Raw genomic sequence first — 14911 nt, 5'->3', positions numbered from 1 at the left:
GCCACCCCTGACGCTCAACCAGGCAATGAACCCCCGGAACATCTCGAAATAAAGTCTTCAAGAAAAGGGAGCTTTAGTTGAAGAAGCCAAATATAAAAAAAGTAATATCAACACTAAGCTTTAACAGAGCCATTTAAAAAGGCCCTCCATAAGGGTCTTTTTTTTATGATTAATTTCCATATTTTTATAGTTGAACTTAACGTTAACGTTAATGGTATAGTTAAATTGTTAGAATTTTCTTTCATTAAGAGGGGATTATATGACGGAACGTTTAACGATCCAACAGGTAGCCGAAAACTTTGATGTCACCCAACGGACCATCCGGTACTATGAAGAACTGGGACTGATCAAACCCTCCCGGAATCAAGGGGGGCACCGTTCATTTTCAACGAAAGATCTGACACGTCTCGGTCTTGTTTTTCGCGGGAAAAAGTATGGTTTCCAGCTGTATGAAATCAAAGAGATGATCCACCTTTTCGACCAGGACCCCTCTGGTGTTCGTCAGCTGGAGCGTACGCTGGATTATGGACGGCAAAAGCTGCAGGAGGTTGAGGATCGGATTCGGGAATTGGAGGATTTAAAGGCGGAAATGAGTCAATGGCTGGACAAGTTCGAAAAAGAATTAAAGGAACGGAGAGGAGATTTTGTATGAATCTTTCTGAATTATTGGCTTACCAATCTCGTAAATATCCTGAAAAAGAGGGCATTGTCACGCCTGAGGACCGTTTGACGTATAAAGAGTGGAACAGCCGGGTGAACCAGTTCGCCAGAGGTTTGATGAGGCTTGGCATTCAAACAGGCGACAAAGTGGTCATTCATATGCCGAACACGACAGAATTTGTGATCAGCTACTTTGCCCTCCAACGGATCGGGGCTATCACTGTGCCCATCAACGCCAGGTTAGTTTTAAATGAAGTGATCTACATATACGATCACAGTGATGCTGTCGCCTTTTTGACTCATGAGATGATTTATGAACAAGTGAAAAACCTTGCGGAGGAGAGGCCGGGTACTTTTATAAAAACCGGGGATGCAGACGGGGGATGGCGTTCTTTTTCCGAAATCCTGCAGCAGGAAGAACCGCTGGAACTCGTTAATGATGCCCATGAAGATGAAGAAGCTTCTATTTTATATACATCAGGGACAACGGGGCAGCCGAAGGGGGTCGTTTTTACTCACAAAAATATTTTAACTGTCTCTTCCATGATGGCTTTGGAGTTGGAAATGAAGCCGTCCAGCCGGATGCTTCATATGATGCCGTTCAGTCATTCTGCTCCTTTGCATTTATTCTTAGCGGGCGGCACGTTTGTAGGGGCAACACACATTATTGCTCCTACGTTCACTCCTGATTTATTGCTGGATCTTGCTTCTAAGGAGCGGGCGTCTCATTTCTTCGGTGCCCCTGTCGCTTATTTAATGACAGCCAGGCATCCAAAGGTAAAAGAGACAGACTTAAGCTGGGTGAAGTATTGGACATACGGCGGGGCGCCGCTTTCCAAACAGGAAGTAGAGTTTGTGAGAAGTCAGTTTGAAACCGACAGTCTTTGCTGTTTGTATGGGTTAACGGAAGCAGGACCAAACGGGACGCTGTTACTCCCGCAGGAACACGATGAAAAAGCGGGCAGTGTAGGGAAGCGGGCAGCCCTGAATTGTGAAGTGCAGATCGTAAATGAAGATGGTCAGGAAGTTGCAAATGGGGAAGTCGGCGAAATCGCCATAAAAGGTGAAGGGAACATGAAAGGGTATTATAAAGATGAAGCAAAAACCGCAGCGGCTTTCCGGGATGGGTGGCTGTTAACCGGTGATATAGGGGAGAAGGATGAAGATGGCTATCTATGGGTCATCGATCGGAAGAAAGATATCATCATTTCCGGAGGTGTGAACATTTATCCCCGTGAAGTAGAAGAGGTATTGCTGCAGCATCCGCATATTGATGATGTTGCTGTCGTCGGGATTCCGCATCCGGATTGGGGAGAAACGGTGAAAGCATATATCGTTCAGAACGGCCGAATCACGGATATCAAAGAAGAGTGCCGGGATTTCTTGAAAGAGCATCTAGCCGATTATAAAATTCCTAAGCTGTACGAGGCATTGGAGGAACTTCCAAGAAATGCGACCGGAAAACTAATGAAACATCGTCTGCGTGAACAGACGAGTCAGGCATAGGAGGAGCGGGATGAATTTTTATGAGAGAGATGAAAATCTAAAGGACCTGTTGAAGGAGCTCTGGGACCAGCCTTTTCATCAATGGGCGGAGGAACGGCTTCGTTATTTCGGAGAGAGGTGTGCGCATGATATTGATGAACGTGCGGATCATACGGACCGGGAAGGACAACCGAGGCTGATCAAATACGATAAGATGGGGAACGATATTTCACATGTGTGGCTGAACGAAGGCTATAAGGAAACAATCAAAGACACGTACGGGGAGGGGGTTGTTGGTTATGTGCATAAGGAAATTCCTGAGCTTGGACGTACAGCGGATTACACGTATTCTTATGCGCAAGGATATCTTCTTTCCCAATCAGAGCCGGGGTTTTACTGTCCTGTGACGTTAACGATGGCTACTGCTTATTTGATCGATCATTATGCCGACGAAGAACTAAAAGCAAAGTACCTCCCTCACGTTTTATCAACGGGAGATGTTGAGCTTTATGAAGGGGCTACCTTTCTTACAGAGCGCCAGGGGGGATCGGATGTCGGGGCCAATGAAGTGAAAGCCATGAAGGAAGGCGGGCATTATACCCTCTACGGGGAAAAATATTTTGCGAGCAATGCGGGTCCATGCGGTGTAGCTATGGTCCTCGCCCGCACAGAAGGAGCACCAGCGGGGACGAGAGGGCTTAGCCTTTTCCTTGTTCCATGGAGGAAGGAAAACGGGGAATTGAATGGGATAAAAATCCGTAGACTGAAAGATAAGCTTGGAGTCCGGGCGGTACCATCTGCAGAAGTTGAATTTGAAGGAGCTGTAGCATATAGGGTCGGTGATGCAGAGCGGGGATTTTATTACATGATGGAGGCGCTGAACCTCTCACGTGTTTGCAATGCTGTCGCTTCCATCGGCATTATGAGGCGATCCTTATCAGAAGCACGTGACTATGCAGGAAACAGAACCGCTTTCGGTCAGTCACTGCTTGATTTTCCGATGATTAAAGATACGCTAGTTACTATGACGGTGAAACAGGAAGTTGAAACGAGAACAGTGTTCGACCTCATCCAAACCTTTGAGCGAGTAGCCCGTTCCCCTGAAGGTACAAGGTTTGAAGAGCAGATCTTGAACAGGCTACTCATTGCTATTATGAAAAAGGAAACGGCTGAACAGGCCGTCCATTTTACACACGAAGCCATTGAAATGCATGGAGGTAACGGATATATCGAAGACTTTGTCACTCCCCGTCTTTTAAGGGATGCTCAAGTGCTGACAGTATGGGAAGGTACGGCGAATATCCTTGGATTGGAAGTATTAAAGCTGATGAACAAGTACGATGCTCACGAGTTATTTGTTCAATACCTAAAGGGGCGGTTGAATAAAATCAATGAAGCTCCTGAAAAAGAGCTGGTAAATGCTTCTTTATCAAACCTGATTCAGTATGTCGATCACGTTTTAAAACAGCAGGGTGATATACAGACATACTATAGCAAAACATTGGCAGAAAAAATGGCTTCCGTGTATGAAGCGGTCATTGCTCTGGAATTGATGAACAAAGGTGGCAGGTATAAGAAAGTAGGACGACTGTACATCCGGAAGAACCTTCAAGAGGAGGTACCGACGGATCACCCGTTAGCCCTTCAATACGCAGATGAAATTCTTCAATTCAATAAAGCTTTTATGTGAAAGGCTCTATTAAAGTTCAGTGTTGACACTTGCACCAACGGATGGAAGTGACCATAAATGATAGGATGGTAAAAGGGCGTTTATTTTCAAGTGTCGAAACCTTTAGATGATCTCCTTTCACGATGTAACCATTGAAGCTTGTTGGATCATTATTTCGAAACGGAGCCTTTCGCTAAAGGAGCAGGATTGTTGAAGACTCCGTTTCGAGAGGGTTCGGGGTTCGCTATCGTGTTGAGTGCCGAGCTTCCTCGGGCTACGCCCTGCGGGATCTCGCCGATCTCCCGCGGAAAGCGAGTCATCCCCCCGCAGCCCCGAACTACCGCACAAACATCTCGAAGCTGAGTCTTTAAGAAAAGGGAGCTTTAGTTGGATAAGCCAACTATAAAAATGAGGCACTTCCATGAAATTGGATGTGCCTCATTTGCAGTAATATCAACACTAAACTTTAACAGATCTGTGTGAATAAAGAGAGACGTACACTTTTGTGCGTTTCTTTTTGATTCCGGACATCCTTCTCCAAATCTTTCTCCATTCAGATTTCCACGTATGAGGTTCTCCCTTTCTTCCATCCGTATTTATGAACCGGTTTCTGCTATGATAAGAAGGGGAACAAAGCCAATAAGTTTGTTCATTGACGGTCTATCTTTATCATGTTAGCATATTAGCAAGTTAAAGGATTGAGGAAAGGATGAATTCCATTGGTCAAACGCCTGATGTTTGAAAAACCACTGGGAATGCGAGATACGCTTCCCTTTTTTTATAATCAGAAATCAAAAGCACGCCAACAATTATCCAATAAAATCTTATCCTTCGGGTATTCATTTATGGATACACCGATTGTGGAGTATCACGAGACGGTAGGAAAAGTAAGTGCGACGCTTGATCAGCAGTTGTTCAAGCTTCTTGATCAGCAGGGGCATACGCTCGTGTTGAGACCGGATTTGACAGCACCGATCGCCAGGGTTGCTGCCTCCCAGCTGAAAGACGCGGAATTTCCACTTCGTCTTGCCTATGAAGGGCCGGTCTTTCGTGCTCAACAAGCAGAAGGTGGAAAACCTGCTCAATTTGAACAAGTAGGAACGGAATTGATCGGGGATCATTCTTCTTATGGAGATGCAGAAGGGATAGCGCTTCTCGTCGAATCCTTAAAAGCGACGGGGCTTGATGACTTTGTCATCACCATTGGTCATATCGGTTATGTCAAGGCTTTCTTCACAGATCTTTTAGGCGATGATGAAGAGACGATCGAAAACCTCTTGAATTATCTTTATCGTAAAAACTATGTTGGGTATCGCGAAGCAGTCAAAGAGTTAACGGTTTCCATGGAGAAAAAGGAAGCCCTCCTCCAATTGCTTACCTTAAAAGGGGGAGAAGAGATTTTCGACAGCAGCCGTTCCCTTGCGCGTAACCAAACCTGTATGCAGGCTGTGAATGAATTAAAGCAACTGTATCGACTGCTGCAACAATATGAAGTGGAGAAATATATTCATTTTGATTTGAATTTGATTAGTCACATGGACTATTATACAGGGATTTTATTCGAAGGTTATGCTCCGAACCTGGGAGCGCTCCTCTGCAATGGGGGACGGTATGATACGCTGCTGCCATCGTTTCAACTCAGTGCATCAGCCACCGGTTTTGCCATCCATCTGGAACGTCTCGTCGAAGCTTTGAATGAACAGGAATCAGAGGATGAACGAATCGGAGTCATTGTGGACGATGACAACTATGGAGAGGGATTGAAGGAAGCGAAGCGTTTCCGTGAAAGTGGTGTTGCTGTCCTTTTGCAGCACGTAGATCAAATCCCTGATCTGGAAGCTTTCAAAGCCGAGCTATCGGATACAATCGATTTAACGAAAGGTGGAGGTGATCGTCATGAGTAAGCCGTTGACTATCGCCATGCCTAAAGGCCGTATATACGAAGAGGCGGCTGAGCTTATGAAACGGGCGGGCTATGAGCTTGAAGCGGACATGGATGAATCAAGAAAGTTGATTCTGGAATTTCCTGAGCAGAACATCCGAGTCATGATGGCGAAACCGATGGATGTGGTAACATATGTTGAATATGGAGCAGCGGATCTGGGGATTGCAGGAAAGGATGTCCTTCTCGAACAGGACCGTGACGTGTACGAAGTGCTTGATCTTAAGATCAGCCCTTGTTACGTAGCGGTGGCCGGCTTACCTGAACAGCCTTTGAGCCGTATTGCCCCAAAGATCGCAACCAAATACCCGAAAGTAGCCTCAGATTATTTCCGGGAGCAGGGAGAACAGATTGAAATTATCCCTTTGAATGGATCAATTGAACTCGCCCCTTTGATCGGGTTGGCAGACCGGATTGTGGATATTGTATCGACCGGTCGGACGTTAAAGGAAAATGGTCTGGTAGAGTATGAAAAAATTACAGACATCACGTCACGGTTAATTGTAAACCCCGTCAGTTATCGTCTGAAGAGCCGTGAGATCGATGAAATGGTAGGGAACCTGCAGGAAGTCATGGAAGGGGTGCGCTGATGCAGATCATGAAGAAGAGTGATTTACCATCAATGAAGCGTTCCGTCGATCAGGGAACAGAAGAACAGCGACGGGCGGTCCAGGAGATTCTCATAGAGGTGAAAAACCGCGGGGATGAGGCTGTCAAACAATTTACAGAACGTTTTGATCATGTCAGCCTGGACACTTTCAAAGTGACAGAAGAAGAATTTGATGAAGCCTATGACTCCTTGGATGGAGAGTTCGTGGGAATTTTGCAAGAGGCGGCAGAGAACATCCGCCGCTTTCATGAAAAACAAAAAAGTGCCTCATGGTTCGACACTTCGGAGGATGGAACTCTCTTAGGACAGAAAATCACTCCAATTGAAGCGGCCGGAGTATACGTACCCGGTGGAACGGCTGCTTATCCATCCTCCGTATTCATGAATGTCATCCCTGCTCAAGTGGCGGGTGTGGGCCGTGTCGTAATGGTGACTCCCCCGGGGCGAGATGGGAAAGTTCCTGCCGGGGTCCTCCTTGCTGCACGGATCCTAGGTGTTGACGCCGTTTACAAGGTAGGTGGAGCCCAGGCTGTGGCGGCACTTGCCTATGGAACAGAAACGATCCCTTCCGTCGATAAAATCACCGGCCCGGGAAATGTGTTCGTAGCCCTTGCCAAAAGAGAAGTGTTTGGCGATGTCGATATTGATATGATCGCCGGACCGAGTGAAATTGCCATCCTTGCCGATGATACCGCCCGGGCAGAGGAAATTGCTGCCGATCTTCTTTCCCAGGCCGAGCATGATGCACGGTCCTCGAGCATCCTCGTAACGACAAGCGAGCTTCTTGCGGAAGCGGTCAAGGAGGAAGTGCAGACTCAAATTGAATCTCTGCCGCGTGCTGATATCGCAAGAAAGAGTGTGGAAGACTATGGAATGATTGTAATTACGGAAGGGTGGAAGGAGGCGGTCCAGACCATCAACGAAATCGCTCCGGAACACTTGGAAATTGTCACGGAAGATCCCTTTCAGGAGCTTGGAAAGATCAAGCACGCAGGAGCTATTTTCCTCGGTCCCTACAGCAGCGAGCCTGTAGGAGACTATTTCGCGGGGCCGAACCACGTTCTTCCAACAAACGGGACCGCCCGTTTTTCAAGTCCTTTGAGTGTAGATGACTTTGTGAAGAAATCAAGCGTCATTTCATATAGCAGGCAGGCTCTTGAGAACAATGCCGATAAAATCGCCCGGTTCGCACGGCTGGAAGGGTTGGAAGCTCATGCGCGTGCTGTAGAAAAACGGAAGGAGCGTTGGAAATGACAGAGACGAGAAAGGCAAGAATTGAACGGAAAACGAGAGAAACGGATATACAACTCCAGTTGGATATTGATGGCGGGGGAAAAGCGGACTTGGATGTCCAGGTCCCCTTTCTCTCTCATATGTTGGAACTGTTTACGAAGCACGGTCTTTTTGATTTAGAAGTTGTCGGTCGCGGCGACGTAGAGGTTGATGATCATCATTTAACGGAAGATATCGGAATCTGTCTCGGCCAGGCGTTAAGAGAAGCTGTAGGAGATAAATATGGCATGAAACGTTATGGGTCTATGACACTTCCAATGGATGAGACGCTCGTTACTGTCGCTGTGGATTTGAGTGACCGTCCTCACCTTGAGTGGCGGGCGGAGCTGCCGAAAGATCGAGTGGGAACATTCGACACGGAAAATGTCCATGAGTTTTTCTGGAAACTTGCTGTTGAAGCCCGGATGAACTTACATATCGTCCTCCACCACGGGTATAACACACACCATATTATTGAGGCGATGTTTAAAGCTTTCGCCCGTGCCCTTGATGAAGCGACGACGATTGACCCTCGTGTCAAAGGAGTTCCGAGTACGAAAGGAAGTTTATAATGATAGGCATCATTGATTATGGAATGGGGAATTTATTCAGTGTTTCAAAAGCGCTCGAACGATTGGGCGTGGACTATAAATTAGGCGATCGTCCGCAGGCGCTTGACGGATGCGATGGTTACATTCTTCCAGGAGTCGGTGCTTTTCCTGATGCTATGAAAGCCCTCGAAGAACACGGATTCATTGATTTTATAAAAGATAAGGTGTCTGATGGTGTCCCTGTCTATGGCATATGCCTTGGAATGCAGCTTTTATTTCAGAGCAGTGAAGAAGGCGGATTTACGGAAGGGCTGGGATTGTTCCCAGGTACCATTTCCCGTTTTCCTGGATTAGATGAACAAGGACGTTCATACAAAGTGCCGCATATGGGCTGGAACCAGCTGCAGCTTCACCAACCCGAAAAACCTCTGATGAAAGATGTAGGCGAAGACCACGTTTACTTTGTTCACTCTTACGTTGTGAAGGCAAATGATCCTTCTATATTATATGCAACATCAGATTATCACATGGAAGTACCAGCGGTTATTGGAAGAGAGAATCTGGTAGCCAGCCAGTTCCACCCGGAGAAGAGCGGGACCGCAGGTATGCAATTATTAGAGAATTTCTGTAAAGTAATGTGCAAACAGTGAGGAGTTTTAACGATGAGTTTTACGATTTATCCTGCGATTGATATGCGTGCCGGAAAATGTGTACGTCTTGAGCAAGGAGATTTTGATAAAGAAACCGTTTATGGGGAAAACCCTTTTGAAGTGGCGAAAGAGTTCGCAGAAGCTGGTGCTTCATGGATTCATATGGTCGACCTTGATGGAGCAAAGCAAGGTTCCAAGCAAAATGCGGAACACGTATTGAGAGTGGCTAAGGAACTGGATTGTCGTGTACAGATCGGTGGTGGCATCCGTTCAGAAGAAGATGTCCGCTTTTATTTGGATCAAGGGGTAGATCGTGTGATTATCGGTTCCCTAGCTGTCCGTGACGTGGAAGCGACGAAGCAGCTTTTAGCAACGTATGGGGGGCGCATTGCGATTGGACTGGATGCAAGAGATGGATATGTATCGACGGCCGGTTGGCTGGAACAGTCAGAAGTTAAGGCGGTCGATTTAGGCATAGATCTTGCTCGTTCCGGTGCGAAAACGTTTATTTACACTGATATTGCTAAAGATGGGATGCTTTCCGGACCGAATACGAAAGAGATTGTTCGTTTAGCAGAAGAAACGGGTGTCGATGTGATTGCTTCAGGCGGTATCAAAGGTTTGGATGATTTGAAAGAGCTGAAAGAATACAAAGACCGGAACGTGATAGGCTCCATTGTTGGTAAAGCTCTTTACACCGACCAGTTCACATTAAAAGAAGCGCTTGCTGTGGAGGTGGATTGATTGCTTTCCAAACGAATTATTCCTTGTCTGGATGTCAAAGAAGGACGTGTAGTCAAAGGCATTCAGTTCGTCGACATACGTGATGCCGGTGATCCCGTTGAACTCGCAAAGGTTTATGATGAACAAGGGGCGGATGAGCTGGTATTTTTGGATATATCAGCCAGTCATGAAGGGAAGAAAACCATGATTGATGTTGTTCGTTCCGTGGCCTCAGAACTTGCCATCCCATTTACAGTGGGGGGCGGGATCCGGACACTCGAAGACATTAAGGAGACGTTGAGAAATGGAGCTGATAAAGTTTCCCTGAACTCATCTGCCGTGAAAAATCCGTCATTGATCACAGAAGGTGCCGCATACTTCGGTAGCCAGTGTATGGTGGTGGCGATTGATGCTAAGTATGATCCGTCCGTAAAAAACTGGCGGGTTTACACGCACGGTGGACGAACGGCTACGGAATGGCTTGTCACTGACTGGGCGAAAGAAGCCGTCAAACTTGGAGCAGGGGAGATTCTGCTGACATCCATGAACAAAGATGGAGAAAAGTCAGGTTTTGACCTCCCGTTACTGGATGCAGTACAGCAGGTTGTGAATGTCCCTGTCATCGCTTCAGGTGGTGCGGGTTCAAGCGAGCACTTTTATGATGTCTTCACGGAAGTAGAGGCAGATGCTGCGCTTGCTGCTTCTATCTTCCACTATAAAGAAACATCTGTACAAAACGTTAAAGCGTATTTGAAGGAAAAAGGAGTGCCTGTCCGATGAATATAGAGGAAATCAAATTCGATGAACATGGACTCGTTCCAGCGATCGTGCAGGATGCAGGATCAAAAGCCGTGCTTACTCTGGCTTACATGAATGAAGAGTCTTTGAAGAAAACGTTGGAAACAGGGGAGACGGTTTTCTACAGCCGTTCTCGGCAAGAGCTGTGGCACAAGGGAGAGACCTCAGGGAACACGCAGAAAGTGAAAAGTATCCATTACGACTGTGATCAGGATGCTCTTCTCGTCCAGGTCACTCCAGCCGGGCCCGCCTGCCATAAAGGAGAGTATAGTTGTTTTTCCGAAGAACTGACTCAGACGGATGATCGTTTAAAAGATCATCGCTATCAAATTTTGGATGAACTGCAAACGATTTTAGCGGAAAGGAAAGCCACTCTACCAGAAGGCTCCTATACGTCGACACTGTTTCAGGAGGGTGTCGATCGCATTGCTAAAAAAATTGGAGAAGAAGCTGGTGAAGTCATCATTGCTGCTAAAAATGATGATCCAGATGAAATTGCCCTTGAGTCCGCGGATCTCCTTTTCCACCTGCTGCTGATTCTTGCAGACCGTCATGTCCCACTGGATGATATACTGGCTGTTCTCGAGAAACGTCATTCCTGAATGAATTACATTTTTCTCCTATTTCTCATGTGTCATTTATGTTATACTGCATAATTAGTGAGATTTGAAACGGAAATAGGGGGACAGTCATGACGACTACAGTTAAAGGAACTACAGCACAACAGGATACGAACATTATCCCATTTGTACCTACAGGCTCATTTTATTTTTCACATGGGATACAGGCTTTCCAGAAGCGTCGGTTCAGTGCTGCTGTCAAGTGGCTGAAAAAGGCGATTGAAGCTTCTCCCGATGAACCATTATATCCATGCCAACTTTCGGTCGTGTATACGGAAGTTGGCTCTTATCATGCGGCAAACCAGGTACTCACCGAGGTTTTAGCAGAGCATGGAAGAGAATATGTCGACTGTTATTATCTGATGGCGAACAATTACGCGCACCTCGGTCTTCTTAATGATGCAAAAAAATATGTGGAAACGTATCTTGAACAGCCTGGGGACGGGGAGTTTGAGGAAGCGGCCCAACAGCTGAGGGACATGCTTGATTCATTAGAAGAAGAGGATGAGGATGATGAATGGGCTTTTGAAGATGAAGATGAACTGATCATTTATCAGGAAACAGCTTTTTATCATTTAGAACATGAAGAATGGGAGCAGGCGTTAAGTGTCCTTGATGAAATGATGGAGCTTTTTCCAGAATTCAAAATGGCCAATCACCGCTATGCATATGCTCTGTTTATGAACGGGAATCGGCAGGAAGCTATCCAGTTTGAACGTGAAAACCTCAACGAGGAACCAGGGAACATCCATTGTGATGTGAACTTGGCTACTTTTTACTTGAAAGAGGGACGCTCTTCTGAAGCAGATTTTCATATCGAACGTCTGCGCAATGTATTTCCTATGCATGAACAGCAGAAACTAGCGGTAGCTGAAATCCTGGCCCGAGCCGGTTACTACCTGGAAGCGGTCGAACGTTTCAAGGGGCTTCGTGATAAGCAAGTGACCCGTCGCAGGGTCTATTATAAATGGTACAGCATTTCTGCATATCATACTGGAAATCCTTCGAAAGCTCTTCAGCTATGGGAAGAAGGATGTAAACAATTCCCGAAGATGGGTGAAGAGGGCGGTCCCTGGGAACAGGAATAGGTAAAGATGCATTTCTTAGCTCTATAAGCACATTAATGGACGGTTTTCGTATGATTTACTATGATATGTACAGGAAAGACACCTAAGATTATTTAGGTCATAAGGAGTGAAGATTGATGAGTGAAGAACGCATTTATGATGTTATTATCGCTGGTGCAGGTCCTGCTGGCATGACAGCAGCTGTTTATACTTCCCGTGCCAACCTGGATACGCTTATGATCGAGCGTGGAATTCCAGGCGGTCAAATGGCGAACACTGAAGATGTGGAAAACTATCCGGGATTCGATAGCATCTCGGACCGGACTTATCCAATAAAATGTTTGACCATGCGAAAAAATTTGGTGCAGAATACGCGTACGGAGATATCAAAGAAGTCGTAGAGGGTAAAGAATATAAAACAGTAAAAGCTGGAAATAAAGAATATAAAGCACGTGCGGTGATTGTAACGACAGGTGCTCAATATAAAGAACTTGGTGTGCCCGGAGAGAAAGAACTCGGTGGCCGCGGTGTATCTTACTGTGCCGTATGTGACGGTGCATTCTTCCGTGATAAAGAACTTGTAGTCGTTGGCGGAGGGGACTCCGCTGTTGAAGAAGGCGTTTATCTTACACGCTTTGCCAGCAAAGTGACGATCGTTCACCGTCGTGACGAACTACGTGCGCAGAAGATTTTGCAGGATCGTGCTTTCGATAACGATAAGATCGACTTTATTTGGGATACAGTTGTCAAATCCATCAATGACAAAGATGGAAAAGTGGGAAGCGTTTCGCTTCACAACAAAAAAACGGATGAAGAGTATGAGTTTGATACGGATGGTACCTTTATCTATATTGGGATGATTCCATTATCCCAGCCGTTCGAAACCCTTGGCATCACGAATGAACAGGGATATATCGAAACCGATGAAAACATGGAAACGAAAGTGCCTGGCGTGTTCGCTGCGGGAGATATCCGTGAAAAAGAATTGCGTCAAATTGTGACGGCGACTGGTGACGGAAGTATCGCTGCACAATCAGCCCAGCACTATATCGAAAACCTTCTGGAGGAATTAAAAGTCGTCAATTAAAAAGAAACACCATCTTAACTCAGGTGTAACACCTGTGAAACATTTTCTTGATACGATGGTGATGATTAATTGACCCCCTTTTAATAGATTAATCTCTATGAAGCACAGGTGCTCGTCATCTGTGCTTTTTTTTGTTTTTTAGCTGTTAAAAATGGGGGTTGGAATAGGCAACGGTGTAAAGAGATATTTTCTAGAGGTATGAGAAGAAGAGCGGGGTGACGGGGAACCATGTGCTTTCCCAACCATCATCCGTTTACTCAAAACGACCGATCTGTAAATCATCCAAATAAATTTCAGGAAATCGTTTTCAATCAAGGCTGTGGAACATAATATTGTAGCAACCTGTATATTCATTGTATAATGGGTGGAGATGCCCTCTAGAAAGAAAATGAGGTGACCATAACGATGCAGCGTGTAGCCAATTGTATTTTAAAAGTTAACGACTCCGTATTAATGTTGAAAAAACCACGCAGAGGCTGGTATGTAGCACCCGGAGGTAAGATGGAAGCCGGAGAAAACATAAAAGATTCCGTCGTCAGGGAATTCCAGGAAGAAACCGGCCTATTCATTGAAAATCCAGAGTTGCGCGGTTCTTTCACATTCGTCATGCGGGAAGAAGGAAAAACCTCCCACGAATGGATGATGTTCACGTTTTACAGTACGAGCTATTCAGGTGACTTGCTTGATGAAAGTGAAGAAGGGGAACTGGAATGGGTTCCGGTTTCAGAAGTTCTTCAAAAGCCGATGGCAGAGGGAGATCGGAGAATATTCGAGCATATCTTAAGTAGTGACGAGCAAGTGTATGGAACATTTGTATATACGACGGATTTCCGTTTGATTGATCAAGACCTGGATCCGTCTCGACCTGACTAATGGGGAGCGATGAAAGATGATAGTAAATGCCAACGATACGCAGTTAGTAATCATCACAGGAATGTCAGGGGCAGGAAAAACCGTAGCTGTTCAAAGCTTTGAAGATCTCGGTTTTTTTTGTGTCGATAACTTACCGCCAGCTCTGCTTCCAAAATTCTTAGAACTGATGAAAGATTCCAGCAATAACATTCAAAATGTAGCGCTCGTCATGGATCTGCGCGGAAGAGAATTCTTTGATGCGCTCTTCGATTCCCTCGATCGTCTTGGGAAAGAGGAGTGGATGCAGGAGCATATCCTATTCCTCGATGCCGAGGATCAGGCGCTCGTTTCCAGATATAAAGAAACCCGCAGGTCTCATCCACTTGCTAAAGAGGGTCTGCCCCTGGAAGGCATCCGCAGAGAGAGAAAAATGCTCGATGAACTAAGGGGCCGTTCGCAGACGATTATCGATACGACATCCTTAAAACCGAAAGAACTCCGGGAACGTATCATTGAAACGTATCGTCAGAAAGAACAGCAGGTTTTTTCTGTGCAGATGGTGTCGTTCGGATTCAAATATGGGGTTCCGATCGATGCAGACTTGATGTTTGATGTCCGCTTCCTGCCGAACCCACATTATGTCGAGCATATGCGTCCTTTGACAGGCTTGAATACAGAGGTTTCTTCATATGTCTTCAAATGGACGGATACGCAGAAGTTCCTTGAAAAATTGAAAGATCTGCTTCACTTTATGCTTCCTCAGTACAAACGGGAAGGGAAAAGCCAGCTCGTCGTAGCTGTCGGTTGTACAGGCGGTCAGCACCGATCTGTTGCGCTTGCTGAACATTTATCCGAGTACTTCGCAACGGATTTTGTGACTCATGTCACACACAGAGATATTGATAAAAGAAAGGGATTGTAACGG

Annotated in this window: 14 protein-coding genes and 1 pseudogene; all 15 read left to right on the top strand. The window is 45.9% G+C overall.

The window, feature by feature from the left end:
* The first annotated feature begins 259 nt into the window (after nucleotides 1-259).
* Nucleotides 260-652 (top strand): MerR family transcriptional regulator, encoded by a 393-nt coding sequence (locus ACXADE_RS15680; RefSeq protein WP_474981367.1) that lies wholly within the window; start codon nucleotides 260-262, stop codon nucleotides 650-652.
* Nucleotides 649-2166: a class I adenylate-forming enzyme family protein gene (locus ACXADE_RS15675; protein WP_474981366.1), complete on the top strand. Its 1518-nt coding sequence runs from the start codon at nucleotides 649-651 to the stop codon at nucleotides 2164-2166. Before ACXADE_RS15680 ends, ACXADE_RS15675 begins: the two co-directional genes overlap by 4 nt.
* A 10-nt stretch (nucleotides 2167-2176) precedes the next feature.
* The gene (locus tag ACXADE_RS15670; protein ID WP_474981365.1) at nucleotides 2177-3835 is read left to right on the top strand and encodes an acyl-CoA dehydrogenase family protein; all 1659 of its coding nucleotides are present in this window, start codon (nucleotides 2177-2179) and stop codon (nucleotides 3833-3835) included.
* 698 nt (nucleotides 3836-4533) lie between these two features.
* On the top strand, nucleotides 4534-5718 hold the full coding sequence (locus ACXADE_RS15665) for an ATP phosphoribosyltransferase regulatory subunit (RefSeq protein ID WP_474981364.1): 1185 nt from the start codon (nucleotides 4534-4536) through the stop codon (nucleotides 5716-5718).
* A complete protein-coding gene (gene hisG, locus ACXADE_RS15660; protein ID WP_474981363.1) occupies nucleotides 5711-6346 on the top strand; it encodes an ATP phosphoribosyltransferase in 636 nt (211 codons plus the stop codon). Before ACXADE_RS15665 ends, hisG begins: the two co-directional genes overlap by 8 nt.
* Complete coding sequence (hisD, locus tag ACXADE_RS15655; RefSeq protein WP_474981362.1) at nucleotides 6346-7620, top strand: histidinol dehydrogenase; 1275 nt, start codon at nucleotides 6346-6348, stop codon at nucleotides 7618-7620. Before hisG ends, hisD begins: the two co-directional genes overlap by 1 nt.
* On the top strand, nucleotides 7617-8210 hold the full coding sequence (gene hisB / locus ACXADE_RS15650; protein ID WP_474981361.1) for an imidazoleglycerol-phosphate dehydratase HisB: 594 nt from the start codon (nucleotides 7617-7619) through the stop codon (nucleotides 8208-8210). The genes hisD and hisB overlap by 4 nt, the downstream gene beginning before the upstream one ends.
* Nucleotides 8210-8839: an imidazole glycerol phosphate synthase subunit HisH gene (hisH, locus tag ACXADE_RS15645; protein ID WP_474981360.1), complete on the top strand. Its 630-nt coding sequence runs from the start codon at nucleotides 8210-8212 to the stop codon at nucleotides 8837-8839. The genes hisB and hisH overlap by 1 nt, the downstream gene beginning before the upstream one ends.
* Before the next feature lie 12 nt (nucleotides 8840-8851).
* Nucleotides 8852-9583, top strand: coding sequence for a 1-(5-phosphoribosyl)-5-[(5-phosphoribosylamino)methylideneamino]imidazole-4-carboxamide isomerase (gene hisA / locus ACXADE_RS15640; protein ID WP_474981359.1), 732 nt, complete (start codon nucleotides 8852-8854; stop codon nucleotides 9581-9583).
* A complete protein-coding gene (hisF, locus tag ACXADE_RS15635) occupies nucleotides 9584-10342 on the top strand; it encodes an imidazole glycerol phosphate synthase subunit HisF (protein WP_474981358.1) in 759 nt (252 codons plus the stop codon).
* The gene (hisIE, locus tag ACXADE_RS15630; RefSeq protein WP_474981357.1) at nucleotides 10339-10962 is read left to right on the top strand and encodes a bifunctional phosphoribosyl-AMP cyclohydrolase/phosphoribosyl-ATP diphosphatase HisIE; all 624 of its coding nucleotides are present in this window, start codon (nucleotides 10339-10341) and stop codon (nucleotides 10960-10962) included. The genes hisF and hisIE overlap by 4 nt, the downstream gene beginning before the upstream one ends.
* A gap of 89 nt (nucleotides 10963-11051) precedes the next feature.
* On the top strand, nucleotides 11052-12068 hold the full coding sequence (locus ACXADE_RS15625; RefSeq protein ID WP_474981356.1) for a tetratricopeptide repeat protein: 1017 nt from the start codon (nucleotides 11052-11054) through the stop codon (nucleotides 12066-12068).
* A 116-nt stretch (nucleotides 12069-12184) separates the two neighbouring features.
* A pseudogene (locus ACXADE_RS15620) lies at nucleotides 12185-13005 on the top strand (FAD-dependent oxidoreductase); the annotation flags it as partial.
* A 534-nt stretch (nucleotides 13006-13539) separates the two neighbouring features.
* Nucleotides 13540-14007, top strand: coding sequence for an NUDIX domain-containing protein (locus ACXADE_RS15615; protein ID WP_474981355.1), 468 nt, complete (start codon nucleotides 13540-13542; stop codon nucleotides 14005-14007).
* Between the two features lie 16 nt (nucleotides 14008-14023).
* Nucleotides 14024-14908: an RNase adapter RapZ gene (gene rapZ, locus ACXADE_RS15610; RefSeq protein WP_474981354.1), complete on the top strand. Its 885-nt coding sequence runs from the start codon at nucleotides 14024-14026 to the stop codon at nucleotides 14906-14908.
* Nucleotides 14909-14911 lie beyond the last annotated feature (3 nt).

The sequence above is a fragment of the Halobacillus sp. ABR2_026 genome (assembly GCF_056158545.1).
This window is presented reverse-complemented; position numbering and strand designations above follow the sequence as displayed.